This is a genomic window from Bacillus sp. ISL-35 (genome assembly GCF_018613355.1).
Lineage (GTDB): Bacteria > Bacillota > Bacilli > Bacillales > Cytobacillaceae > Mesobacillus.
This window is the reverse complement of sequence record NZ_JAGGQK010000004.1, coordinates 83,970-110,262: the sequence shown is the minus strand read 5'-3', so window position 1 is coordinate 110,262 and position 26,293 is coordinate 83,970. Positions and strand designations below refer to the sequence as shown.

The following is a 26,293-nucleotide window of genomic DNA, read 5'->3' as shown; positions in this document are numbered from 1 at the left end:
GCACAGGGATGTTACCCTGTGCTCCGTTCGTTTAGCGAAAGAATGGAATTTTTTGATACTCCTCTTTGTTTATAGCATTAAAGGTCAGCTGTTTATTGGCTTTCCAGAACGACAGGTCGAAACTTTGAGCATCGTCATGAAAATCCCCTGTCATTTTGATCTTTTTATTGTCCACGGTGGTGTATAATTCCACCATCTGTCCGTCTGTTACTCCATTCAGAACATACTTGCTCTCTTCATACGGCTGATTTTTATCATCGGTGGCCTCCACCATAAAAAGAGAGCCTGTCAGTTCACCTTCAAGCAAGGCTTCATCGATTTTGATGAACAACTGGTATGAGCCGTCCTCTGAGGTGTGAAGGTATCCGAATACCTGACGCAGGTCCGAGAAGAACTTTCTTAATCGTTCATTTTCTTTTTCTTCTGCGTGATAGTTTAGCAAAGCATCAACATATTCAGCAAGTTCTTCTTCACTAACAGGATTGTATAAATGACTGTCTTTTTCCTGAAGCTTTTGTACGGAAAGGTGTGGCCCGGAAAAGAAAGCATGATATGCTATTCTTTTTCCATCTGCATTTACAATGAATTCATACCCCTTCTCAGTCGATTCTCCAGTCAGCGGAAAGGTTTTTTCTTCGATATAAGGCGATTCACTATACCCATCCATCAGCTTCTGCTGGTGAAGACTTCCTTCCACTTTCCCTTTTCGACTTGTCAGTTCAAACCAATAAAGCATGCCGTTATCCGTGTACACAAATGCGTCAGCTTGATTCAGCGGGTCTCTTCGGTCTTTCATCTCTGTTATTGTCCACCAAAGTCCAATACCAATCAGTAATGCAGTTAATAGCATAGCTCCCCAAAGCTTATTTCTCTTCATTTGGAGTCTCATCTCCTTTACGCCTTATCCAAATACAAAAGCTCCCCATCATAGGTAGTCATGGCTTGATTTTATCGTACATCGCCTTTTAAAAATATTATACTAACTTTTCATAAATCTAATATTGATAAAATACAAATATGAATTTAATCATAAAAAAGCCGGCTAATCAGCCGGCATCAAAATTGAGGGTATATTGGAGATACGGTTATTGAATTTCTCTCTTGAAGGTCCTTAGTGAGGTGTACCGAGGAAATTCTTATGTGTATTTATTTTTCTTCGTTATGTTCTGGCATATTCTTTCCGGCTGGAATTTGGTCGTGGAGGCTCGGCTATGAAGGAGTAGACGCGATTGACCTGCTGTTCTTTGGAGGCAATTTCTAGCTGGCGGACTCGCTTTGTGAGTTCATCGATCTTCTCATTGTTTTTTCCAACCATTTTAATCAGGCTGACTAGCAGCTTTTCGATTGAGTCGGATTCGCTATACAAATGGAAGCTCCTCTCTTTGAGGCACAGATGGGACGGGTTGTGGCGGCGCCTGGGACGGTTGCTGGGATTGCTGCGGCGCTGCCGGTTTTGAACTTAGAAACCTGACTCCATCGGCAACGACCTCGGTCACATAGACACGCTTCCCTTCCTGATTGTCATAGTGCCGTGTCTGGATGCGGCCAGTCACTCCAAGAACAGCACCTTTTTTACAGTAGTTGGTCGTATTCTCGGCCGTCTTGCCCCAGAGGATGCAATGAACGAAGTCAGCCTCGATTTCGCCGCTGGCATTTTTATAATGGCGGTTAACCGCGAGCGTGATATTCGACACCGCCTTGCCTTCAGGCGTATACCTGAGGTCCGGATCTCGCGTCAGCCTGCCTACTAGCGTTACTTGATTAATCACCTTTTCATCTCCTTTCTCCGTTATAGCCTGATGATATTCCTTTTTAAGGTGGGTGTAAAATGTCGAAAATGGCTTTTTTTCTGGAAAAATAATGCTGACTGCATAAAACTTGCCCCCATAAATCAGTTTTCAGCTATACTGAACCAGTCAAAAGTGAATTTTGCCTATTCAGAAATTTTTCTTTCGACAAACGGTGTTTTTTTCGTTTTCGAGTTCCTCTGTGTTATAATTTGGACAAGTATACGGGAGGTGGTTGACATGAAGACGTTCAAGTTGATTTCAATGCAGCTGGCTGATGAGGATTCTTTAGTAGATATCGAAATGGAAGACGGCCTGATTATCAACAAAGAGGATGACAAAGGCACCTGGCTTGTCGAGGCTTTTACTGACCATAAGTATATACCGTATTTTCAGGACGCATGCGACAATGACAAAGAAATCATCGTCCAAGTCGTCATCACCAAACGCGAGAACGACCCGGCAGCATTCATTACGAAGGTTTGCTGCGTAAAGAAGCTGAAGAACCATGCCAGCATCCTTTTAACAGGAAAGCTGACTAAGCCGAAGAGCGATTATCCGGAAAAGCTGCTCGAGTACCTGCTTGATAAAGGATACAAAGGCGAGGAACTGCTAACCGAATTTAAGGACAAAATTATTACACGGCCGAAGATTTTGCAGCCGAAAAAAGTGTAATCGAACTCCCGCTGACTTGCTGGAGTTTTTTTAATTAACGGAATGCTGGAGTCTTCAATGCAATATAAATGGGCAGGAATTCAATCCCTGCCCTTTTTGTTATTGGTCCTCTTTATCCTTATCATTCATATCGATGTTGTCCTCAACAGCATCCTCACCAGGCTCGTTGTTGTCCTGCATCATATCGCCATCGTCATCAGTGTTGACATCCGGAGTGTCAGGAACATTCTCATCGTTATTATCGATTACGCCATCGTCATCGACATTTCCGTTATTATCGTTCATGTCACCGTTGTTGTCTGCTGGATTCTCGATGTTATCATCCGGCGGAGGATTTTGATCGTCATCATTCGCGCAGCCAGCAAGGAACATAGCTGACAGCAAAGATCCACCGATTAACATTAACAGCTTTTTCTTCATAGGTAAAAGCCCCTTTCATAAATAGGTATTTTTGAGACCTGTTGCACGGGTCTGCTGTTAGATTGCCCACCTATGAAAAAAACTTGCATTAATTTGTAAAAAAACAATGATACATTTTTGATTTTGTTAAAAGGCGATACTTTATATACAAAATAAATGCTGAAACAGTTAAAAAAGAATCCATAAAGTTTGTCATACTCTTACCTTATGGTCTACCTCATCCAAAAAGGCGATAATCTCCCGTCTTCCTCATTAATCACTCCAAAATCGGTGTCAATCACTACATTTTCTTTATTAATTACTACGAAATCGAAGTTAATCACTACACTTTCTTCTTTAATCACTCCAAAACAAACTATAATCACTACTTTTTACTAATTATGTAAAAAAAGAACCCGATAATACATAATCCGGTCCTCTGACAAAACGCTAATATGTAAAAAAAGAACCCAATCTCAATTGGGCCCTCTAAATGATTATTTTATCGCAAATGTAATCTCAGCTTCACAAGCCAGTTCGCCATCAACCGTCGCAACTGCTTTCCCTTTGCCGATCGGTCCGCGCAGCTTCACCATTTCAACTTCAAGTCTCAATTGATCGCCTGGTTTTACCTGTCTTTTAAAACGGCAATTATCGATTCCTGCAAAAAAGCCAATCTTGCCGCGGTTTTCTTCAAGCTTCAATACTGCAACTGCTCCAACCTGCGCCAGTGCTTCAACGATCAGCACGCCTGGCATGACTGGGTAATCCGGAAAATGCCCGTTGAAGAATTCTTCATTCGCCGTCACGTTTTTGATGCCGACCGCCCTTTTGCCTTCTTCAATTTCAAGGATTTTATCGACTAGTAAAAATGGATAGCGGTGCGGGATGATTTCTTTGATTTGGGTAATATCAAGCATATTTTTAGTACCTCCTACTAATACTTACTAACCATTGTACTAAAAAACTCAATTAAAAAGGAAGGGAAATCTCCCTTCCTTCCGAAAATTTATTCTTTATTAACCAAATCCACTATATGAGTCCAGGTAGACTTCTCAAAAACATCCTTCACTTTGCCGTTGCCCATGATTGCATAACCGAACATGGCGCCAAGCAAAATGCTGGCAGCAAAAAGAATGATTACAATAATAATCCGAAGCCAGATCGGAATAAGGCGAACCCGGATTCTTTTCTTTTTTTCACGTGATTTCTTTTCTTGTTTCACTTCTTCACGCGTTAATGCTTCTTGATTATTCTTGTTTAAAGCCATTGATTAGTTCTTCCCCTCTTAACGGATTCCATTCACAAGCCCGAGCATTTGATCGGCCAGCGTTATCGACTTCGAGTGGAACTGGTAGCTCCTCTGTACATTGATTAAATCCGTCATTTCTTTACTCATGTCAACATTTGATTGTTCGAGCGTACCTTGTTGGATTGAGACCATGTTCCGTTGCTGACCATTGAGAGCGGTCAGGACATCTGTCTCATCCACTCCAAGTTCAGCTAAATTGTCAGGCAAGCCAAGCAGATTGTCGCCTTTTTGCTCCAAAAACTGCGGCTTCTCTACCAATACTACACCAAGATTGAAATTCTGGCTCGTCCCATCGTACATTTCTGCTGAAAAAGCGCCTGTTTCATTGATTCGGAAATTTTTCACATTGCCGGAAATCGTGATGGGCTGGCTGTTTTCATCCAGAATAGCATGACCGTCGCTATTGACCAGCATGGATTCATTATCAGATAGCGGTGTAAGATAAAGTGCACCGTTGCGAGTCAAGCGCATAGCCGAGCTGCCATCCTCATTCCGGACCATTACCCGGTAAAATTGGCCTTCCGATGTGAAGGCTGTATCAAGTGAACGGTCAGTTGATTCCAGGCTCCCCTGGGACAATGTCAATTGAACCTGGCCAAGCCTCGCACCCGTTCCCTGGCGGATGTTAAAAGGTGTCATTCGGTTCTGCGGCTCCAGCGCATTATTTGGCTGGTTGCGGTATTCCTGGACAAGCAAATCAGTAAAAGACGCATCCCGGCGCTTATAACCAGCAGTATCAACATTCGCCAAATTATGGCTGATCAAATCCATCTGCTTCTGAAGCTGGGATAATGTATTTGTCGCGGTGATCATGGTTCTGTTCATATTTTATACCTCAATGCGTGCCATGTCAGGCACGGAATAGTTTGCACCTTAATTCTTATCAGGTCCTAAATACAAGTTACAGCCTTCCAATTTCAGTCGCAGCCTTCTCCATGCTTTTATCATAGGCCTGAAGAATCTTCTGGTTTGCTTCAAATGCGCGATAGGCAGTCATCATGTCGGTCATTGTCTTGCTGATGTCGACATTGGACTGTTCGAGGAAGCCCTGCTGCGTCCTGAATTGGACGACCTCAGCACCAAAAGCATTCGGCAGCTGACCGCCATCTTCTGTACGGAATAGGCCGTCGCCTTCTTTGATCAGCCTCTGAGGATTGTTTGCGTAGGCCACTCCAAGTGTAGCAGTCTCGCCATTTTCACCTGACAGTACGCCTCCCTCACTAATCGTAAATCGGTCGCTGGATAACTGGATTTGCTGTCCGGCAGAATCGAGGACATAATGGCCGCTCCCCGTCGTCAAATTTCCCTGCGCATCGACCGTGAAATTTCCGTTCCTTGTATAGCGGACAGATCCATCAGGATTGCGCACCGTAAAAAATACCGAGCCATTGTCGGGCATATTTGTATCCAGCAGCGCGACATCCGTCTTCCTTCCAGTTTCACGCAGGTCACCCTGGATGAACTTCGGGATTGCTTCCTGCATGTACACACCTGTATTGATTGTGCCAATCTCCTTGTTAAACGGCAGATTCAGGCCGTTTTCTGTAGGGATTTGCTGCTTATCGAAACGCTGGAGCAGCATTTCCGGGAAAGCCCTCATCCCCGCCTGGTCCGCCTTATAGCCTGGCGTATTGGCATTCGACATATTATTCGTCAGCATTTCCGTCCGGCGCTGTTGCGCAAGCATCCCGGAAGCGACTGTGTAAAAGCCTTTAAACATATTTCCACCTCATACGAAAAGCGCAAGCGACTTGGTCAGCCCCGACAAGCGCTGGAGGGCCGACCAGTGAAGTCGTTCTTTGACTTCATTGGGCGGACCGAAGCGACTCGAGGGGCTAGGCGCTGGAGCTAGACAGTTATCTAATTTACAATCAAATAAGGAAATTTTTTCACTACTCTCTATTATAAGAAATATATCGGCAAGAAACATTAAAAATTTGCAGGAAAATGTAGGATTTTGGGTTTTATTCCAGAAAAATTGGGTAAAACATAAAAAAATCTGGAATCAAGCGGTCTTTAACCGGGGGATTCCAGATTTTTTGTTTTATACAATTCTGCGGCGACCCGCAATTTTATCAATATTATCAAGCATGATGCCAGTGCCTATCGCAACACAGTCCATTGGATTATCAGCTACGAGTACAGGCACTTTCAACTCTTCCTGCATCAACTGGTCGATACCGTGAAGCAATGCACCGCCGCCAGTCAGGATCACGCCACGGTCAATAATGTCAGCGGACAATTCAGGAGGAGTTTTTTCCAGAACGGTTTTTGCCGCTTGGACGATAACCGCAACGGATTCCCTCAATGCCTTTTCGATTTCTTCTGAACGGACCGTAATCGTGCGTGGAAGTCCGGATACCATATCACGTCCGCGGATTTCCATTTCCTCACTGCGGCCGCCCGGGAAGACAGTCCCAATTTGAATCTTGATATTTTCAGCTGTACGCTCACCGATTAACAGCTTATATTCACGTTTGATGTAATTTAAAATTTCGGCGTCGAATTTGTCTCCGGCCATTTTTATTGACTGGGATGTAACGATGTCTCCCATTGAAAGAACGGCAACATCCGTTGTCCCGCCACCGATGTCAACAACCATATTCCCGCTTGGCTGGAAGATATCCATGCCTGCGCCGATGGCCGCAACCTTTGGCTCTTCTTCAAGATAAATCTTCTTGCCGCCGCTCTTTTCAGCCGCTTCCTTGATCGCCTTTTGCTCGACGCTTGTGATGTTCGTCGGACAGCAAATCAGGATGCGCGGTTTTGACAAAAATCCTTTTACATTCAATTTATTGATGAAATGTTTAAGCATGGATTCCGTAACATCGAAATCCGCGATCACCCCATCCTTCAATGGACGGATCGCTACGATATTGCCAGGTGTACGCCCAACCATTTTGCGCGCCTCTTCCCCGACAGCCAAAACCTTATTCGTATTCTTATCAATCGCCACAACAGACGGTTCATTCAAGACAATTCCACGGCCTTTAACATGAATCAACACATTGGCAGTACCAAGGTCAATCCCAATATCCCTAGCAAACATTCTTCTTTTTCCTCCTTGACAAATGCGCTGGCTGCGGCGGACTTTAGCCTCGTATATCTCAGCTGTCGAAACCCTCATCTATGTAAAAATAGACCACGATGTCCAAGATTATTCAGACGTTGCCGCAATCTGCGAACCATATTCTACCCTAATTGTTTATTTTATCACAATTGTAATAAAGAAGTAACTAACTGTTAATAAATTTGGTGTGTTTTGTGGAAATTTGTCATATTAGCAAAAATACACGGTCTTTTTGTAAAATGGTAAAATAGAGTAAATGCAGAACGGAGGTATAACATGGGCTTAATAACTGCAGCAGTCGTCGTTATCTTATTTCTTTCCTATACAGTCATTAAAAATTTGCGTCAATCCGCGCAGCGAGGCGAGGCCCCCGATATCAGCAATCCATCTTCAGCACCCGACAGCATCGGTGGAGAAGGGCATGATTCGGATGATGATGGGGATGGGGATGGGGATGGTGATGGAGGAGATAGCGGTGATTGAGTCCCAGATCAATCACATCCTTAAAATTTTAAAAAGAGAATCCAAAGAGCATTTTAATATGCTCTTTGGATTCTCTACCTGCTTTATTCTTCTTCCACTTTCAACTTGCGTCTTCTAACCATCATAGTTGCTGCAGCTCCGATTAATCCTACCAAGCCCGCAACCGTCCCGCCCAGCAAAGGTTTATTTTCATAAAACTTCACTAAAGCTCCTTTTTCAACGATTTCGAATGAGATGACAGTTGTTTTTTCATTGCCTGCCTCATCAGACGCAGTTACTTTGATTTCATATGACTTAATTTCAGCCAATTTGGTCTTGATGACCTTGAAGCCATTTTCTTCAATTACATCGCCATCGAACATTTCACCGTTGATCATGACCGATTTTATTTTGTCATTTGGGTTATCAAGGCGAATCGCGATGTCAATTGGATCATGGTATTTCCCTTTATTTTTTACACCTTCATACACTACCTTTGGAGCGGTTTTGTCGATGATGAATTCGACGCTCAGCTGCTGGATGTTGCCTGCCTTATCCTTCACCTCGAAGAACATGACGTGCTTTCCTTCTTCCTTGATTGGATCGCCTTTTTCATATGGTTTTCCGTCAAGCATCATGGCGATGATATCGTAAGAACTCATGTCATCAATCAGCAACTGCGGGAGGAGATCGGTGTTGAAATACTTATTTGAAATTGGCTCTTTGAACTTGATGACTGGCTTTGTTTTATCAATTGTGAAGACGATTGTTCTTGATGAAACATTTTTCGCCAGGTCTGTGATAACTACTTTTAAAATATAATCCTGTTCGTATTCAAGCTTTGTTCCGTTTTCGAATGGCTTACCGTTCAAAGTAACGGATGTCTTGCTGCTATCCAGGTGGATGTCTGAATACGTCACTTTCGGCGTGATGTCTTTATTGAAAAAGCCATCAAGTACGCCGGAAATATTCAGCGCTGGTTTCGTTGTATCCAGCGTGAAGCTGATTTCCAGTGTTGATTCATTGCCTGCTTTGTCGCGAGCGAGAACTTTGTAAATATACTTCATTTCCCTTGCGGCAACCGGAATGTTTTTACCAAGATTCGCACCATTGTTCAATGTCGCAGAAACGATCATATCCTCCGCTTCATCCAGGGCAAACTCAGGTGTGAACACTTCATTGATATACTCGCCATCTTTAATGACACGATTCTGTCCTTTGAACTTCGGCATGATGACAGGCTTCGTTTTGTCAATGGTGAACGTCATCGTTTTACTGAAGCTGTTGCCCGCTTTGTCAGTTGCTTCAACCAGGATGTTGTACTCCCCTTCTCCGCTGAAGTTGTGGCGGAAGGAAGCAAGATCTCCATTTACAGAGAAGCCGCCGGCGTTATATCTTGCACCGTTTCTTGTAACAGTGATTCTGTTGATATCCAGGTTTACATCTTTGATTGTAGCGTTAACAGGTTTATCAACATTGTAATAGGCGTTATTTTCGACACCTGTAATCTCGATTTCTGGTTTGGTCTTGTCGATGGTAAAGGTCCTTTTTTCAGTGATTGGACCATTACCGGCCTTGTCCTCTGCAGTCGCGAGGATGGTGTATAGGCCGTCCCTGGTAAAATTGTAGCCCAGCTTCGAAAGTTTTTCTCTGTTTTTCCAAGTTCCGATCGAGAATGCAGCTCCATCTTTCGTCGCGCTGACGCTGACATTGTTCGTTTCAAAATTCAGTTCATCAATCGAGATGGTGACATTTTTGTTTTCAGGATTGAATGAGTTGTTATCGACTCCATCAATTTTGACTACTGGGTTTGTTTTGTCGATGATGAAAGCAAGTTGCTCATGTTTCTTTGTGTTGCCAGCTTTATCTGTAGACTTAAGATTGATTTCATATTCGCCTTCTTCAAAGAATGTGTAGCTGTTATAAGCCTTTGTTTTTGAATCTCCGAGTAATTTCAATTTACCTACATTATAAGTTTTACCATCTTTCTTAACCTCTAAATCTGTGTTTGATAGATTAATATTCCGGTCTTCAACTTTCATTTTGACCAGCATGTTTCTCTTGTAGTTGAGACCATTTTCTATTTCTGTCTCTAGCTCCACTTGAGGTTTTGTCATGTCAATTGTGAACTGATGTTTCTCTGTTTTCGCTGGGTTGCCTGCTTTGTCTTCTGCTGTAACTTTGATTTCATAATCGCCATCAGCATCAAATTCATCTACAATAAAACTTCTAATTCCCTCTCTGTTCCAATCACCTTTGAATAAAACTGGTTTCCCATTCACTTTTAAATCGATGTCCACTTTATTTTTCACAAAGTTAAGTTCATCAACTTTGATTTTGATCTCTCGGCCTTTGTTACTGTAGTACTCCCGAGAAGTATCTGTAATTTCAATTTTCGGTGGAGTATCATCTATAGTGAAAGTTCTTGATAAAGTTGAACGGTTTTCTGCTTTGTCTGTAGCTACCACAGTAAATACATACTGACCATCGCCATTGAATGAGTAAGGATTTTCGGAACTTTCACCGTTGTCCATCCATTCAAGTTTCTTTTCTTTTCCTCCATTCACTGTGTAATAGACTTCCACATTCATGGATTCGTGATTATGCTCTTTGATCAGAACATCAATTATTTCATCACTTGTTACAAAATCACCTTCATTAATGCCACTAAATTTAATTTCAGGACTTGTTGTATCAATCGTGAAATGAATTGTCTTGATTGAATAGTCATTTTCTTTTTTGTCAAAGCCTTTGAACTCTACCTTATAGTCTCCTTCTTCTTCAAAATCAATAGTTTGATAAGCAGTCTTCAATCTGCCTTTGTTTCCCTTTTTCCAATCCTTATATTCCGTAATAGTTCCATCCTCTTTGGTCACTGTTACAACTGACTCTTCCCAATCCAGGGTTAAATCCTCGATAGTAAAAGCGACATCCTTTAAACCAGGATAATGACTGTTATCTTCAAGCCTTTTATCCAAAATCAAATTAGGACTTTCTTTGTCAATAGTAAATTTGATTGCTGAATCGTTTACAGGCCTGTTCGTTGCTTTGTCCTGGATGTCAAAATTAATTTCATAGTTCCCGTCTATATCATAACTAAATTTAAATAAGGCACCATCAAGACCTTCTTCTTTGATTTTTAAGATTTCTGGCTTTTCCTTTTCTCCCGGTTCCATCCCATCACGCAAAACTGTTATCTTTGTATTTTCGAAATCAAAGTTCTCATCTTTCACCTTGATTGTAAATTCCTGTTTTCCACCGTACTCTCCACTTTCCTCAAAATTAAAAATTTCTAGTTTAGGAGGATTTTTATCAATTGTAAAAGTATACGGTCCTTTTGAGCTGGGATTATTGAATAAATCTTTTGCATTCATTTCAACAGTATACTGGCCATTTTCAGTAAAAGTCTGATTGGTATTAGCCCAGAATAACCCTTTGTTTAACGGTATATTTTCGGGCTCTGAATCTCCCTTCGTTAAACTTAATATCGCTTCCGTCAGAGTAATATCTATAGCTTTGAAATCAATTTCAGTATCATTATTGAAATATTGTCCATTAATCTCTTCATTTGCGTATGTTTCTCCGCTCAGAGTTTTTGCCTTAATTGTAATATCAGGTGCTGATTCATTTTCAACTTTGAACTTAATAGGGTCAGTATCTATTAAAATATTTCCTGCTTTATCGCTTGCTTCTAATTTAATTGTGTATTCGCCTTCTTCAGATGCCGTGAAAGTTGCATCTCCATTCTTGCTTTCAACAATTGGCACTACTGTCCCATCGACCTTCTGCATTGTAACAGCTATAGTGGATGATTGTATGTTTTTTTCCTCTAACTCGATTGCAACATCCTTTTTTTGTTTAACAACTTCATCATTGTCCACATTATAAGTAAACTCAGGAGGTGTATTATCAATAACAAAGGAATATGTCGCAGGTTCTAGAATGTTACCACGTTTATCCTTAACTGTGACTTTAATTTGGTAATTCCCATCTGGATTTTCCAAACCATTTTGACTTAGATCATATTCTAAACTTGTTGTTCTTCCTTTTACCTCGATCACCCTATTTAAGACTTCAATGTTATCTTTTATAAGGACAAAATTTGCTTCACTCATGGAAACCTGGCTGTTTACATTTATTTTAATATTATTAGAATGGGCAAAATTCTTGATAATACTTCCACCGTCTGTCAAATTGAGGATAGTTACATCCGGTTGATTTCCTTCTTTTGAAATCGTAAATTCGTAGGTATTATCTACTTTATTCCCTGCTTTATCTGTCGCTTTGATATTAACTATATAATCGCCATTTTCTTTGAAGGAAAGGTCCTTTGTATACTCTCCACCTTCAGCGGCATCTACCGTCAAATATTCTTCCGCTTCATCATTCTTTTTCCTGTAAATCTTTATTGAATTTGGTGAAAGGTTTGTTTCATTTACCACTGCTGTTAAAGTGACATCTTCTGTGTAATAATCACCATTTACTGTTCCACTTTTTCCAATTAAATCTGCCGTTGGATCAGTCTTGTCACGAAGAATGTTAAAAGACCCTTCTGAAGCAGGATTATTCCACTTTTCATGCTGTGCAATCTCAACATTTATCATTACGGCTCCATCAGCTGTTACAGGTACAGTGACGTTATATAATCCAGTAAATACCTCACCTATCACTTGAGGAGTAATAGCTACATTATCAATTGTATTTTCTCCTTGTTTAGCTGAAACCGAAATAGGCTTATCAACTTCTGGATTTATTTCAGCTTTATTCTCAATTCTTCCATAATCGTCTTCCAAATTAACAACAAAGGAAATGTTATCTTTGTTAGTCCATATTTCCTCAGATGGTTGTGATTCCATCTCCCATTGCTGGTCATTATAAGAAATATACCTTTTAGGTTCTGTCTGCTCAGATAGAACTTTTCCATTTAAAACTAAAACCGAGGATATTAGCACTAGCACAATTGGAAGAGCGATTGCCCACTTTTTACGAAGCTTCTTTTTCTTTTTCCTAGGTTCGAGCATTTTTAATTCTCCTTTTTAAATGATAGTTTCTGAGTGGACAATCATGATATCCACTTGTTTCTGAAAGCGTGGTTCCTCTTCTGTCAGTAGGGTGGTTTCATCGTTGTCGTCCAATAAGGTTGTTTCACCCAATAATGTTGTTTCATCCGGATCTGCTGTCAGGACGGTTGTTTCATTCCAGTCTGACAGGATAGTCGTTTCGGTTGGTGATTCAGATGGATGGTTTCTGCTGGCTGAGACTGCGGCTACTACTGGTTCCCGTTTTGGGGTTGCGGCCAGAAGACCTGTTGCTTCATGTCCATCTGGCGTGAGCAATGCTGTCGGCTCGAGCCCATCCGGTGTGAGCAACGCGGTCGGGTCAAGTCCCTCCTTTTTAAGCAAGGCTGTCTTTTTGAAGCTCTCCTGGCTCAAAAGCGCGGTCGGATCCATCTGCCCGCTTGCCATCTTCTCCGTCGGCTCCACATATTCACCTGCCGCCACTTCCTTCTCGACATTTTTGCGGACATGGATTTCCTTTGTTGTCGGCTTCGTGCTTGTGTCGATGTTCTTGCTGGCCGTTTTTCTGGCTTTTCTCCCCGCACCAGGCCAATTCCATCCTGTAAGGTCCGTAATCACCTGGGCAATATTGAGTTTTATATAGACAGTGATGGCAATCACCAGCGTAATCGCTGCCCCTGCCATACCGCCGTAGAACATAATCTGGTATGCCATTCTCTTCAACTGCCTTTCTTGGGAAGAGCCCCTTTACTATTGGGGATCATCCCTTTGCCCCCTAGAGAATATTCAAGTTTTCCATGCGTCTGCTGAGTTTTTTGTATCCTTCATCGTCTTTGGCACCAGGCAGGCTGCCTGCTTTTTCATAGACTTTTTTCGCCTCGGTGTAGTTTCGCTTGCCTTCTTCTTTGTTTTGTTCGATGTCGAGGAGCAGGTTCCCGAATTTTACATGAGCGTCGATGCTTTCAGGGAATTTTTTCAACGCACTGTTCCTGAAATGTTCGACTGCCCGTGAGAATTCACCCATCTCCTGATAAATGACGCCAATTTTGACGTAAACCTCTTCCTGGTCAGCTACATTCAAATCGAGCAGATTGTTATAATGCTCGATTGCCTGTTCAAAATCGCCGCGGGCACTCGCTTTGTCTTCGGAATTGACGCCGCGGCTGTAGTACGCCTGGGCCAGCTTTTGTTCAAATTCCATTTCGTACTTGAATTGGAGCTGTTCGTTTTCAAGCTTTGCCAGCACTTCTTTCGCTTTCTGGACAATCTCGATTGCCTGGGTGTTCGCATCTGGAATTTGGCTTTTATAAGAAATGTAGATATTTGCAAGAGAGTTGTAGTTATCGATTTTCTTGCTGTCGTTAGCCAGGCCATCATTGTACTCATGGAACTCCTGAAGGTCCGCGGCGAACTTCGTATAGTCGACATTTAGACTGCTCATAGTCGTTGCCAGCGACTTGTAATACTTCGCATCCGGCAGTTCTTTTTCATCGATCTGCTGGAAGTATTTCAGCGCATTGTTATAGTCCCTGTTTACATCAAAATAGGTCATCCCCATTTTGAAAAGGACCTCGTTATTTTTGTGGACTCCTCCGTATTCATCCTGTATGTATGATTCCAGCTTGGCGAGTCCTTCGTCTGTCTGGTTTCTATTAATATATAAATCAAGCAGATTAATATAAGCCTCGGGGCGCTCCTTGTCGACACGGGTCGCGCTTTCGAGCAGCTTGATTGCTTCCGTTTGCTCCCCATCCATCAACGCGATGCTCGCCTGGTTGACAAGATTCATATAATCCTGGAATTGTTCATTTTTCATACCTTTATAGCCTAAGGCAGAAGTTGTTGAGAACCCGAGGAACAGTACAGCCGGAACGAGGAACATCGCCAGCTTCTTGATCAGCATGTTCTTATAGCCCTTCGTCAGCCTGTTGATGTGTTCAAGGTCATAGCTAAGCTCCTCGCAGTTTTGGTAGCGTTTCTCCGGCTCGGCCTGGGTACATTTTTTGATGATATGCTCGAGACCTTCCGGAAGTGACGGGTCCCATTCGCGGATCGGCCTGATCTCAAACGGCGGCTCGCTCAGGCTTTTCCCGGTGACGAGATGGTAGAGCGTGATTCCCAAACTGTAAATATCCGTTTTCGCGTCGGTCTGCCTCCCGGAAATCTGCTCTGGTGCCGCATACCCCTTCGTTCCGAGATTCGTAGTGTCAGAGAGATTCTCGGTTTTGAATTCCCGCGCAATCCCGAAGTCAATCAGCTTGATTTTCCCCTCGGGCGTCAGCATGACATTGTCCGGCTTCATATCGCGGTAAATGATCGGGTACGGCTTGCGGGTGTGCAGATAGCCGAGGACATCGCTCAGCTGCCTCGCCCACTCGATCACTTCTTTTGCGGGGATCTTGCCGTCGCGCTTCAGCCTTTCCTTCAGCGACTCACCCTCGATATAGTCCATCACCACATAAATGTCGCCTTCGGACTCGATGATGTCATAGATTTTCGGCAGCGAACCGTGGTCCAGCTTTTTCAGCATGTTCGCCTCGACGACCAGGCTGTTGATCAGCAGCTCGTTATTGCTATTGCTGCGTTTACGGATATCCTTGACGACGAGCGACTTGTTGAGCCGGTTGTCCATCGCCAGGTAGACGACACTCATCCCGCCGCGCCCGATTTCCTTCAATATTTCATATCTGTCATCGATAATCGTGCCAATTTGTATCAAAGTCATTCCTCCCAGAAACGCGGGGATTGTTCTAGCAATCCTCATTATCGAGGCGCGAGAACCGTACCCATGTCTCGTTTTGCCAGCAGAATCTAGATTCCCTATGCTTCCTTTTTTGCCAAAAGAATCGAGATATTGTCCGTTTCCTGGCGTTCTTTTGCGAGCTCGACGAGTTGAACGAGCTTTTCTTTCATGGTTTTTTCACTGGTAAAATGTTGCGGGTTCAGGTTAGTGAGCATTTCATCATCTGTGATTTCATGGTAAAATCCGTCGGTGCAGAGCATAAACATGCTTCCGCTTTCGAGTTGGCCTGAAGTGGTGACGACGTTGATTTCCTTTGTTGCGCCAACGCACTGGAGCAGCACATTCCTTCGCGGGTCAATCCTTGCCTGTTCCGCGGTGATGTTGCCGCGCTGCAGCTCGCGTTCGACGAGCGTCTGGTCCTCGGTCAGTTTTACCAGATGATCATTAATGCTGTATGCCCTGCTATCACCAATCTGTAAAATGTAATACTGCTTTTGGAGGATGAGCAAGGCCGTGATCGTTGTCCCGAGCTTGATGTTCGAAGCCTCGCCATATTCAAGAATTTTAGTATTCAGCTCGCGGACACGTTCCTCAAGCTTGCCGGGAATATCGTTTTCAGCGATGCCGGCCTCCAGTAGCTCCGGCAGATCGTTGTCAAACCAGTCGGACACGCCCCTGATTACCGTCGCGCTTGCAAGCTCCCCGTGGGAAAGGCCGCCCATGCCATCGCAGATGATGAACAGGCCAATCTCCCCGTCAGGTGTCTTCGCCGTTTTTAGCAACAACCCATCCTGGTTCGTTTTCTTCTTGATTCCTATGTCGGTATGATAGGCCACTTGAAATGCCATCCTGGTTCCTCCTATCCATCAATAAAGCCTGAAGATGAACTCCTCGTTCGCGAGCTTGATTTTGTCTTCATGCTTGATTTTGACTTTTTCCTTAGGCGAGACCTTCACGCCATTCACAAAACTGCCGTTGGTCGAGTGATTGTCTTCGAGGAAATATTCGCCGTTCGATACAATCACATGGGCATGCACCCGGCCGATCACTTTGTTTTCCGATGCAAAGTCCGCCCTCATCGGATCACGGCCGATTTTGAAAAGGTCCTTGGCAATCGTGATTTTTTCATTCTTTGATACTGCCAGTAAAAATGGCCTGCGAACCGAATGGCCGAGGGTTGTTGTCCCCTCATCCTCATCGGCCATGACACCAAGTACTGTCGTGCCTTCATCCTCGTGTTCACTGCTGGCAATGGCCGGCTGGATGTTGATTGACGTCCCTCCGCCGAGTGCCGAAGCCTCTTTTAGCAAGGCATTGTTGTCACCAAGCTCTGCCCTGGTGATGCGCTTGTAATTGACCTCTTCCTCGATTTCGAGCTTGCGCCCTGTTTTTACATCCTTCTTCTGGCTTGTATACTCGGAAGTCAGCACGCCATTGTCGACGCTCGTTTTCATGGTGTGAACTTCACTGCCCGGGCTGTAGAAATTCGGGTTGATGGCCGGCGTTTCAAGCTCTGATGATTCCAGCAGTGGTTCTTCGACCGGTATTGCTTGTGGTGCCGCTTCCTGTTTCGGTTTTTCCGGCATTTTGTAAGGCTGGCGGACGAGCGTTTCATCCCCGCCCAGCTCATTCATTTTTTCCAAAAGATGTTCTGGCGTGATGTCATCTGTCTCGACCAGATAGTTATGGAGTTTGATGAAAAATACGGCATCATCATTTTCGTCGTAAGGAGCCGACAGCAGCAATTCCTGCAGGAACTCTTTAAGTGATACCTTTTCAAAAATATTATTTTTTACTGGGAGGTAGATAAAAACTAATCTGTTTGAAAAATTATCAATAAAGATGTCACGCTGGCTGAGCACGAAGTTCGCGATATCCAGGCCGCTGGCTTGAGCATCCACCAATGTTTCCGCAATGTTGAGGAAGCTGTTGTACAGCCGCTCCTTCGTCGCTGGTGCGGAATTCAGCATTTCAAGCGTGTTATCGGAAATCATGTCATAGCGAAGAAAGCAGTTCTCTCCCTCTAAAATCGCATGGCACGGCAGAATGCCCGGAACCCGGCTCGCTCTAAGCAGCTCCACCTGGCCGCCATCGATATCCGCCTTGCTTTTTGCATGAAAATAAAGGAATTTTGATATCCCGTAGCTTTCCAATTTGAATTCCACATGTTTGATCATCGCACTTCGACTCCAATTTTGAATTTATGTATGATTTTAGCCGGCCTACCTCGTTATTTAAGGTTGAGACCATCCTTTGAAGGACGTTTATCTCCAGTTGGGACGATTTTATCTCCAGTTAGGCCCATTTTATCTCCAGTTGAAGAGCTTTTATCTCCGGTTTAGATCATTTTATCTCCAGTTGGGGCAGTTTTTTTACAGTAAACCCCAGTCCGTCGCATTGCAGAGGCAAAACAAAAGCTTTCCAACCCGCTAAATCATGGATATTCCCGGTTGGAGTGCATTTATTCCCGGTTGGTCGACAGATATTACCGGTTGGAGCACTTTTGTTCCCGGTTGACCCTCATATATTCCCTTTTTGGGTAATTGCCCTTAACCAGGAGTAAATTTTACAGAAGGGCAAACTGCCAATGCCGCTTGCCCCCTACCCTCTGTAAAAAGTGATTACTTAAAAGAGCTGGCGTTGTTGTTGATTGCTGTTTCTGCGGTGTTGTAGTTTGTGACAGTGTTATCCAAGAATTTGGCGTAGCTGTCGACGACCTGGCGATATTCTTCAAATCGTGGTGCCAATGAGTTGAAGTTGCCGCGGATTGTGTTGGATGCATCAGAGTTCCATGATGACGCTAGAGCGTTCATGTCCTTCTTGATTTCTTCCAATCTAGTGGATAGTTGCTGGTTCAGCGTGCGGATCTGGCCCGCCGTTTTGCTAACCTCGCCGAGCGAAATTTTGATTCCATCTCCTGCCAATGTATTTCACCTCCTGCGTTATGTTATGGATTAGTTGCTCAATCTCTTAGCCTGGTTAATGACTTCAGATTGAGTGTCGCGGTATGTCTTCGCGCTCATCTTCAGGAACTCAGAGTATTGTCTCATCAACTGAGTCATCTTCTGGAAGTCGTCCATGAAGCCTTTGATCTGTGCAGTGTATGCCTGGTTGTCGGCACCCTGCCATGCTGCAGCCATACCTTCGACTTCGTTGAAAAGAGCTTTGTAGTTTCTTTCGTAGTCAGCTGCCTGTTGTTCAATCTTGTTAGCAGTCGTTTCAAGCTTTGCTGGTTCAACAGTGATTGATCTTGCCATCATTTTTCACCTCCTTTCAAGTCTGATAGAGTCATATTCTTCTTAACTTGTAGCTTACGTAGCGATATTTTTCTGCTGAACGCCGCAATCCCGAGGCCGCTTTTACCGAACCAATTCCTTTGAATTCGTGACTGATACCATTCGAAATATCCTCCAGCTCCCTGGCGATTGCATTCGCTTCGTTGGCAATCCTGTTAATCTTGCTTCTCACTTTCGCATCCATTGTTTACCCCCTGATCGAACCGGCTTTTCCGGCGAGATACCTTTCATTCCTCTGTAAAAGTTCTGCCGTGGTGTTCAGGTAATTGATGCTTTCCGGAATCCGGAAGTCAAACGACGTGCTGATATCGGCAGCCAGGACATTATCCAGACCAAACACTCCCGCTTCCCAGTACAGATCATCAATCATGTCATTAAGCTGGGCAATCCGCCTTTGAACCGAGCGGAGCCGGTTGGCGTAATAGAACAGCCTTGGGATGTCGACTTTTATATAGGGTTCGATAGGGAAGTTGTTGCCATTCAGGCCGTCTAAAAAATTGCCGATTTTAACTGCAGCCTTAGATATAAGCTCGGCAAAGAATGAATTCACCTTTTCCTCGAACTCTTTTTTGGCTTTTGCCAGTCCCACGACAAGCTTCACCGTTTGTTCTCGTATTAAATGGGCAGCTGCTGTCATCGCCTTGGCTGTATAATGCATGACATTCACCGCGGCATTAGCGACTACGTAAGCTGCCTTATAAGCCCTGATCGGAGTGGAGTTAGAAAGTTCACGGAAGATGTCTTCAAAGATCATATTGTTTAGAACCGACCTGCCAAAAGATTGACCATTCTCATAGACTTTGAAGTTACCATTTTCATCAAATCCAGCACTGCTCGTCAATGAATGAGGATAGAATGGTTTTCTAATATCATAATCTTCCTTAATACCAATCGTTTTATCAACATACGGTACCTTGCCAAGCTGCGAGACAGGATCATATGCATAGACGATGAAATCATGCCGGTCTCCCATCAGCGCCTCTTGTTCCTTCTTGGATAGAGACCACCAATATAATGGGGCAGCATTTATTACATATGCCTTGGTGTTATCATCAAGGTTGTTGATAAAGACGTAATCCGCCAGGTTGCCACCCTTGGAATGGCCAAGCAGCAGCCTTTCCCCCGATGCATCTCCAAGATATTTTTGATAAAACTCATCAGCTTCTTTCTGTTGCTTGATTTCCACACCCATTGAAGCTTCAAAGTTGGAGGTCCAATCAGTCCTTAAGTGGCCCATATCCCCCATCGGCTCACTTCCCCTGAAGACTGCTGTGGCATTGCCTTCATTATCTTCAAAAGCATATCCTACAAAACCGGAATTTGATTCCCCTTTTACATTATTCCCTTCATTAGGATTAAAGTTTTGATAACCCTTCAAGGTAATATTATTTAGGTTTGACGTGTCTAATTTGTTTCCATTTATAAAAGCATCGATTTCTATAAAACTTGCTTCATCTGGATCCGCATTTCTTTTAGCAAAGTCCCATACTTGCTTAATAGTCAAATTATCGGGAAGTTTTTTTGGCGGCAAATCATAATAAGATAGCATCAACAATATGTTTTTTTCTTCTTCGGTTAATTTGTCGATAGACAATCCTGATCACTCCTCAAACTTTTCGTAATAATCAGCTATGTCTTGAGGCGAATTTATTTCACGCAGATTATCTACCAGAATTGCTCCATATACTTTAGCATCAAGATTTGACCATGGAAGGTTGTTTACATTGGCCGTCCTGATATAATCAGAAATGTCTTCAGACTCATCTACAAATCCCACCGCAATACCGTAGTACTCTGTGTTTTCTTCTTTTAACATGTTTAATAGGTTGTATACGGGTTCATAATATTCTTCAACATTTGGTTCACCTGCTGTTTTGACAGCAATATCAATTGTGACATCAACATTTTCAATTCCCTTTTGCATAAACTCATCGAATGAAATATTTCCCTTGATTGAATCGTACGTATCTCTTTCAGCCGAGACAATTGTCTTGTACTCGATTTCTTTTCCAAACTGCTCCAAAATTTTGTCTTTATACTTTTTATCAAGCTCAGCCGACCACTTGGAGAGAGGATAAGTATCGTAGTACACATCGTCTTTACTCCTGCTTTCGCCGGCAAGAAAAACTAATTCTGATTTCCCATCTGGAAATGCAATAACCTTGTCTTTCCCGTACATTTCCGGAAAAATGACACTGCCTTCTTTTATACTTTCAATTTCAAACTTCTCACCATATTTCTCTTCCAAATGCTCCATAACCTTACTCTCCGAACTCATACACCCCGCACCTCCCATTACTACGAATAAAATCACTGCAGTCAGCTTGATCCACTTCTTCAAGTTCTCCACACCTTCCGTATTTAAAAACAGGAGCGGTCCGGTTTATGATAACCGCCCCCAAGGTCATATGTTCATATTCTGTGAGACGTGCATCGTACCTGCGTCGCACATTACGAGACACAAGAACCGTCACTATGTCGTGTCGCTGTCGCGGGACAAGAGAACCGTCCCCATGTCCCCCATCTTCTAAATCAGCATCAACTTAGCCCCGTTCATCAACCCATGTTCTTCGACGGTCTGGTTGATGTTCAGGATGGTGCCGGTTTTGCGGTCACAGAGGATGGTGTCGGCTGTTGCTGAGAAGTATCCTTGTGACAGTTCGGTCATGGTTCCTGCGAGCAGGTAGACGACTTCGTGCAGTTTGCTTTCGGGCGGCAGGAAGACGTCGTATGATTTTTCCGAGGCGGGGATGAAGACCTCTACGAGCACCTTATCCATGGTACGCTACCTCCTCTTGCATGCTCTCGACTGAGGTTAACAGCTTTACGAGTGTTGCTTTTCCTTTTGTCACGACGTAACCGAAGCCTGGCGGGATTTCCTGGTACATATCGTTTGTCACCTTGCCGATCTTCATGATGTACTGATCGGTGATGCCGTTGCCTGCCCAGAGGAAATCGCTTAGCGATACGTGCTGCTTGAACCAGGCTTCGAATGAAACGGAGCTCAGTTTATCGGCGCTGTCGGAGATGATCAGGTTCACATTCAGGCCGTTGCCTTTTTCAAGGAAGACTTTGAGTTTATCCTGGCCGTCCGGCGACAGATACATCATCAGGTCGGTAAAGGAATCGATGATGCAGGTGATGTTGCTGAATACTGGCGGCTGTTCGCCCGCTTCGATCGCGTCCTTCGTCGTATTGTTGCGGTGGACGAGCGTATTGAACAGGTAGATGATCGTGTCTTCGAGTTCAGCAGAATCAGCAATGTACTTGTAATCCTGTGTGCGGCCCGCCGCGAAGTGCTCAGTAGGGTCGATGACGATCAGCTCCCTGCCTTCAGAAGCGTTGAAAATTTCAGCGACGCCCTGCATGAAGCTTGAGCACTGGTCGTTTTGCGAAGCGGTCACGACATTTATATAATTGCCAAGGAAATCGAAATAAGCTGTCTTCAGCGAGTTTTTCTCGATGCCGACTGGTACTTTGTTACTGGTCATATTTTTTGCTTCATCACGCAGATAGTTCAGATCCACTTTTTCCGGAAGGATCGGGACGCGCATTGCGGCCGGCTGCGTCCAGGTTTCGCGCAGGTCCTTGCAATAGTCGGTGATGAAGGTATACATATTGTCTATATCGCTTGTGATATGGGCCGTCTGGAATTCATATGTGGTATCACTCTTGAATATGCCGCGGCCCTTCGATTTGGATGGATAAACTCCATCTGTATTGCCCAGTACGCCGGAGTATTCGGATTGATCATTCAGCTGGAGCACATACATCTGCTTGAAGTTCTGCAGCAGCCTGTAGCGTATCGCTCCCGTATTGATCGCGGTGACGATGAAGTAAATGCCATACTTCAGGCCCTCGCGCGTCAGGAATGATATCCCTTCCTCAAGCTCCTCGAACATCTCTGAGAACGCGGCATAGTTGTGGATCGCCACAATGATCGATGGCAGGCTCTCGCCCGACATCTCGTTGTAGGTAATAAAATCGCCGCCGTAATTCGAAAGCAGCTTCTTCCTCCGTTCAATCTCGCCTGACAGCATTTTGAACAGGTTGTGGATCTTCTCGCTTTCATGCGACAGCATGACATCGCCGACGTGCGGTGCTTCGCGGAACCAGACCATTGTCTCGGAACCGAAGTCAAGCAGGTAAAAGTTCACTTCGTTCGGCGTGTGCTCTTCCATCAATGAGTAGAGCATCGTCGTCAGGAAGGTCGTCTTGCCGCTGCCGGCGATTCCGTAAATGACGGCATTTCCGTCCTGTGTGATCGGCATCCTCATGACCATCTGCCTCTGGTTCGCTGGATCATCGTATTCGCCGATGATCGGATTCAGATGGAAACCTTGCTGGTCAACGCCGTACTTCTTCTTCAGCTTATCTACGTAAATCAGTTCAGGAATCGGCTCAAGCCACAGCTGGCGGACCTTGATGTTCTCCTGCAGCGCCATTTTCGCCAGGTATTCGGTAATCTCATCGATTTGCTTCGGCGGATTCTTCACTGCCGACTTGCGCTTATCAATACGGGCATTCTTAATGACGCGGCCAAGGTCATCGATGACGACGACGCTGTCATCCTTATGCTTTTCAACTCTGTCGGACGGGTAGTAAGGTGCACCCGCCCATGCGGACTGCCCCAGCTCGAACAATTCGTTGAAGCCGACCTGAAGGTAGAAACGTCCGGTCTGCTTCAGCTCCGCGGCGTCAGGACGCTTGATGACTTCCATACTGTCCGCTTTTTCCTGCACCTTCAAGCTGATGCGGAATTTACTGTTACTCCAGATCTGGTCATCAACAACACCTGATGGCTTTTGTGTCGCCAGGATCAGGTGGACGCCAAGGCTTCGGCCGATACGCGCCGCACTGACAAGCTGCTCCATGAATTCAGGCTGCTGGGCCTTCAGTTCGGCAAACTCATCGGAAATGATGAACAAATGCTGCAGAGGCTCTGTTACCATGCCTTCACGGTAAAGTTTCTGATATTTATAGATATCGATATTGCTCTGGTCAACAACCCGGCTCGTTTCGCTAAAAATGGCCTGTCGGCGCTTCAGTTCACTCTGGATAGAAATGAGTGACCGGTTGACGGCAGCTCCGTCAAGGTTCGTGATTGTCCCTGCCAGGTGAGGCAGATCCTCGAACGCATTCGCCATGCCGCCACCCTTATAGTCGATCAGGATGAACGCAACTTCATCTGGATGGTAATTGACCGCAAGCGATAAAATGAACGTCATGATGAATTCACTTTTACCGGAACCGGTCATCCCGGCAATCAGGCCGTGCGGTCCGTGATACTTTTCATGCAGGTCGATCATGAACGGGTCGCCCTGCGTATCGACACCGATTTGCGTTTGAATCGTATGGACCGGATTATTCTCCTTCCATTTTGTCAGCGCATTGAGATGCTCGATTTTACCGACGCCAAACATTTCCAGGAATGTCAGCATATCAGGCAGGGTATATGCCTTCTGTGAGGTATTCAGCTGGATATTGGCCAATTTCACTGCCAGTTCTTCAGCATTCTCCTCCAGATAGCTGTCAGCGTTGAAGCCTACATATTTCCCGGAAATATCGTCCTTGTCATAGATTTTCGAAAAACTCTTGTCGAGCTCGATGACATTGCTGCATTCCTTCGGCAGGTTTTTCAGCTCGTCATAAAGTGTGACCAGGCTGAATCTGATATTCTTCTTTTCTTTTAAAATAAGATTAATCATCTCAGCCTTTGAAGCGAGGCTCTTGCTCATTGAGAACACGATATAATGCTGTTCGATTTCCGCAAGGTCTTCTTCATCAAGCGCCTGGCGTGCGGTGATTTCTTTTTCAAAGTAAGCCGAAAGCTCCTTGATTTCATTGGCGTCTGTGGCGACGAAGCGGATTGTCTTGCCGTCATCCCAGACATGCGGCAGCCACTTCACAAAATTCCATGTATCATGTTCATGTTCATCGTAAATGAACACCAATTTCAGCTCGTCATAACTATGCAATGCTGTCAGCTGGAAAATCAGCCCCTGAACGAAGCTCTTCACTTCTTCCCTTCTGCCGATGATCCCGCTGATCCTTTCATCCGTCAGGTCTACCGTGACCGGAACATTCTTTAAAATCTGCGGCTGTTCTACGATTTGATACAGTTCATCCTGAAGATTATCATCCTCAAGCATAAAGCGCTTTTCTGGATATTTGATCTCCGCATTCAGAGGCAAATCGCCGATCCCAAGACGCACTTTTAAAAAGTCATTCTGCCCGATCCCGCGCTCCCATAGATTCCGCTGGCGGCGCTTGATCCTTGTCAGGCAGTTTTCCAGCGTGACATGGTTTTCTAAAAGAATTTCACTCTGGTGCTTGCACTCATCCGCGATTACCTGCTTCATTTCCCCAAGATATTTCAGATACTTCTCCTGGCGAATGCCTTCAAGCTTGATGCGGCGCTTTTTCTCGTATCTTTTTGTTAAAATCGGCCAGAGTACGGTACCGATCAACATGCTGAACGACATAACAAGCATTGGCATCGCCGACATGATATTGTCGCCCCTGTTCATTACGTTTTGTAACATCAGGAGTCCTGTGAACAAGGATGCCATCCCCATCGTGATTGACGGTCCCAGCAGCAGCATCAGCGGAGTTTCATCCACATTCGGCTGCGGTGGCGGCGGATCGATTTTTATCGTTGTATTTTCAATATCCCGCTTGAAGCGTGGCGAACGGTAAAACAACTGATCATTTTCTTCTTCAATATGTATTTCATCGAGGTTGATTTCTTTCTCTACTACAGGCTTTTCAGCAATGAAGGAATTGAACGCGTTCCGGTCAAGGAACACTGATTTATGTGGATTATTCAGCGACAACAGGCGGCCGTTGAAGATGATTTTTAGGCCCATGATGAAAATGACATCACCAACAGTCAGTGGCTTTTCCTTTATTCTTTCGCCATTGACATATGTACCATTTGAACTGTTGAAGTCCTTGATCACAGCATCGCCCTTACTGCTGTATTCGATGACACAGTGTGAACCCGATACGAGTTTGTTCGAAAAGCAAATCTGGCTGTCCTGGGAACGCCCTATTTTTATGACATTGCTTGTTGCGATATGTTTTGTGAATTCATTGCGGTCCGCTGTTTGCGGCTCGACATAGACTAGCGCGGATTGATCATCGTTGCGATGAATACTATATGTTTTGAATGGTTCGATGAGGACCTTTGATTGTATTTCGTTGGCGGTATTCTTTATGAATGCATGTTTATTGGACTTCAGGTACCACTGGCCATCTTCCGCTTCCACTGCCAGCATATCGACCGGATTCTGTTCCTGATCTTCTGTGTTAAGTATGTATCTCCCGGTGACTCGTTCAGGCAAAACGAGATCGAATACCCGATTCCGGTCAAAAAGTGTTAAAATCACCTCAAAACCTCCCCAGCCTAAATATTTATATTCCTACAGTATGTATAGTGGTAATTTCATATTTTTTACCATTTTAGCTCAAAAAGTGTAATTTTACATCAAACCTAAGGTGCATCTCTAAATATATAAATATCTTACAA

At 44.3% G+C, this 26,293-nt stretch carries 23 protein-coding genes; 2 read left to right on the top strand and 21 right to left on the bottom strand.

Going from position 1 to position 26,293, the window contains the following annotated elements:
* Positions 1 to 31: 31 nt before the first annotated feature.
* The 3 genes from J7E38_RS06700 to ssb all read right to left on the bottom strand — a co-directional run bounded on the left by J7E38_RS06700 (position 32) and on the right by ssb (position 1,769).
* Entirely contained in the window at positions 32 to 877 is an 846-nt protein-coding gene (locus J7E38_RS06700) for a hypothetical protein (RefSeq protein WP_214706021.1), read from the bottom strand.
* Positions 878 to 1,159: 282 nt separating this feature from the next.
* Positions 1,160 to 1,366 (bottom strand): hypothetical protein, encoded by a 207-nt coding sequence (locus J7E38_RS06695; protein WP_214706020.1) that lies wholly within the window; start codon positions 1,364 to 1,366, stop codon positions 1,160 to 1,162.
* Positions 1,359 to 1,769 carry a single-stranded DNA-binding protein gene (gene ssb / locus J7E38_RS06690; protein WP_214706019.1) on the bottom strand — a complete coding sequence of 137 codons (411 nt, stop codon included), beginning with the start codon at positions 1,767 to 1,769 and terminating at the stop codon, positions 1,359 to 1,361. Before ssb ends, J7E38_RS06695 begins: the two co-directional genes overlap by 8 nt.
* 258 nt (positions 1,770 to 2,027) lie before the next feature.
* Between ssb and J7E38_RS06685 the strand changes: the two genes are divergently transcribed.
* Positions 2,028 to 2,462 (top strand): YwpF-like family protein, encoded by a 435-nt coding sequence (locus tag J7E38_RS06685; RefSeq protein ID WP_214706018.1) that lies wholly within the window; start codon positions 2,028 to 2,030, stop codon positions 2,460 to 2,462.
* A gap of 99 nt (positions 2,463 to 2,561) precedes the next feature.
* Here J7E38_RS06685 and J7E38_RS06680 read toward each other — a convergent pair whose 3' ends face one another.
* The 6 genes from J7E38_RS06680 to mreB form a co-directional block, all read right to left on the bottom strand.
* Entirely contained in the window at positions 2,562 to 2,882 is a 321-nt protein-coding gene (locus tag J7E38_RS06680; protein WP_214706017.1) for a hypothetical protein, read from the bottom strand.
* 476 nt (positions 2,883 to 3,358) lie between these two features.
* The gene (gene fabZ / locus J7E38_RS06675) at positions 3,359 to 3,781 is read right to left on the bottom strand and encodes a 3-hydroxyacyl-ACP dehydratase FabZ (RefSeq protein WP_144478351.1); all 423 of its coding nucleotides are present in this window, start codon (positions 3,779 to 3,781) and stop codon (positions 3,359 to 3,361) included.
* An 89-nt stretch (positions 3,782 to 3,870) separates the two neighbouring features.
* Entirely contained in the window at positions 3,871 to 4,131 is a 261-nt protein-coding gene (locus J7E38_RS06670; protein WP_214706016.1) for a DNA-directed RNA polymerase subunit beta, read from the bottom strand.
* An 18-nt stretch (positions 4,132 to 4,149) separates the two neighbouring features.
* The gene (locus tag J7E38_RS06665; protein ID WP_214706015.1) at positions 4,150 to 4,998 is read right to left on the bottom strand and encodes a flagellar hook-basal body protein; all 849 of its coding nucleotides are present in this window, start codon (positions 4,996 to 4,998) and stop codon (positions 4,150 to 4,152) included.
* A 76-nt stretch (positions 4,999 to 5,074) separates the two neighbouring features.
* Complete coding sequence (locus J7E38_RS06660; RefSeq protein WP_214706014.1) at positions 5,075 to 5,893, bottom strand: flagellar hook-basal body protein; 819 nt, start codon at positions 5,891 to 5,893, stop codon at positions 5,075 to 5,077.
* Positions 5,894 to 6,217: 324 nt separating this feature from the next.
* Entirely contained in the window at positions 6,218 to 7,222 is a 1,005-nt protein-coding gene (gene mreB, locus J7E38_RS06655; RefSeq protein WP_214706013.1) for a rod shape-determining protein, read from the bottom strand.
* A 297-nt stretch (positions 7,223 to 7,519) separates the two neighbouring features.
* Here mreB and J7E38_RS06650 point away from each other — a divergent pair, with 297 nt between their 5' ends.
* Positions 7,520 to 7,726, top strand: a complete 207-nt coding sequence (locus J7E38_RS06650; protein ID WP_214706012.1) for a hypothetical protein — start codon at positions 7,520 to 7,522, stop codon at positions 7,724 to 7,726.
* Positions 7,727 to 7,809: 83 nt separating this feature from the next.
* Here the strand turns inward: J7E38_RS06650 and J7E38_RS06645 are convergent, their stop codons facing one another.
* From J7E38_RS06645 to essC, 12 genes are all read right to left on the bottom strand, one after another.
* Positions 7,810 to 12,726 (bottom strand): Ig-like domain-containing protein, encoded by a 4,917-nt coding sequence (locus tag J7E38_RS06645; RefSeq protein WP_214706011.1) that lies wholly within the window; start codon positions 12,724 to 12,726, stop codon positions 7,810 to 7,812.
* Positions 12,727 to 12,741: 15 nt separating this feature from the next.
* Positions 12,742 to 13,437, bottom strand: a complete 696-nt coding sequence (locus tag J7E38_RS06640; protein WP_214706010.1) for a hypothetical protein — start codon at positions 13,435 to 13,437, stop codon at positions 12,742 to 12,744.
* A 61-nt stretch (positions 13,438 to 13,498) separates the two neighbouring features.
* Positions 13,499 to 15,448, bottom strand: coding sequence for a protein kinase domain-containing protein (locus tag J7E38_RS06635; RefSeq protein WP_353049942.1), 1,950 nt, complete (start codon positions 15,446 to 15,448; stop codon positions 13,499 to 13,501).
* A 95-nt stretch (positions 15,449 to 15,543) separates the two neighbouring features.
* A complete protein-coding gene (locus J7E38_RS06630; protein WP_214706008.1) occupies positions 15,544 to 16,314 on the bottom strand; it encodes a PP2C family protein-serine/threonine phosphatase in 771 nt (256 codons plus the stop codon).
* Positions 16,315 to 16,332: 18 nt separating this feature from the next.
* Positions 16,333 to 17,643, bottom strand: a complete 1,311-nt coding sequence (locus J7E38_RS06625; protein ID WP_214706007.1) for an FHA domain-containing protein — start codon at positions 17,641 to 17,643, stop codon at positions 16,333 to 16,335.
* A gap of 444 nt (positions 17,644 to 18,087) precedes the next feature.
* Positions 18,088 to 18,390 carry a pore-forming ESAT-6 family protein gene (locus J7E38_RS06620; protein WP_041964573.1) on the bottom strand — a complete coding sequence of 101 codons (303 nt, stop codon included), beginning with the start codon at positions 18,388 to 18,390 and terminating at the stop codon, positions 18,088 to 18,090.
* Between the two features lie 30 nt (positions 18,391 to 18,420).
* The gene (locus tag J7E38_RS06615) at positions 18,421 to 18,723 is read right to left on the bottom strand and encodes a WXG100 family type VII secretion target (protein ID WP_215038278.1); all 303 of its coding nucleotides are present in this window, start codon (positions 18,721 to 18,723) and stop codon (positions 18,421 to 18,423) included.
* A gap of 31 nt (positions 18,724 to 18,754) precedes the next feature.
* A complete protein-coding gene (locus J7E38_RS06610; RefSeq protein WP_214706005.1) occupies positions 18,755 to 18,946 on the bottom strand; it encodes a hypothetical protein in 192 nt (63 codons plus the stop codon).
* A 3-nt stretch (positions 18,947 to 18,949) separates the two neighbouring features.
* A complete protein-coding gene (locus tag J7E38_RS06605; RefSeq protein ID WP_214706004.1) occupies positions 18,950 to 20,356 on the bottom strand; it encodes an Mbeg1-like protein in 1,407 nt (468 codons plus the stop codon).
* 6 nt (positions 20,357 to 20,362) lie between these two features.
* A complete protein-coding gene (locus J7E38_RS06600) occupies positions 20,363 to 21,103 on the bottom strand; it encodes a hypothetical protein (RefSeq protein ID WP_214706003.1) in 741 nt (246 codons plus the stop codon).
* Between the two features lie 186 nt (positions 21,104 to 21,289).
* Positions 21,290 to 21,541 (bottom strand): hypothetical protein, encoded by a 252-nt coding sequence (locus J7E38_RS06595; RefSeq protein ID WP_214706002.1) that lies wholly within the window; start codon positions 21,539 to 21,541, stop codon positions 21,290 to 21,292.
* Positions 21,534 to 26,153, bottom strand: a complete 4,620-nt coding sequence (gene essC, locus J7E38_RS06590) for a type VII secretion protein EssC (RefSeq protein WP_214706001.1) — start codon at positions 26,151 to 26,153, stop codon at positions 21,534 to 21,536. The genes J7E38_RS06595 and essC overlap by 8 nt, the downstream gene beginning before the upstream one ends.
* Positions 26,154 to 26,293: the final 140 nt, after the last annotated feature.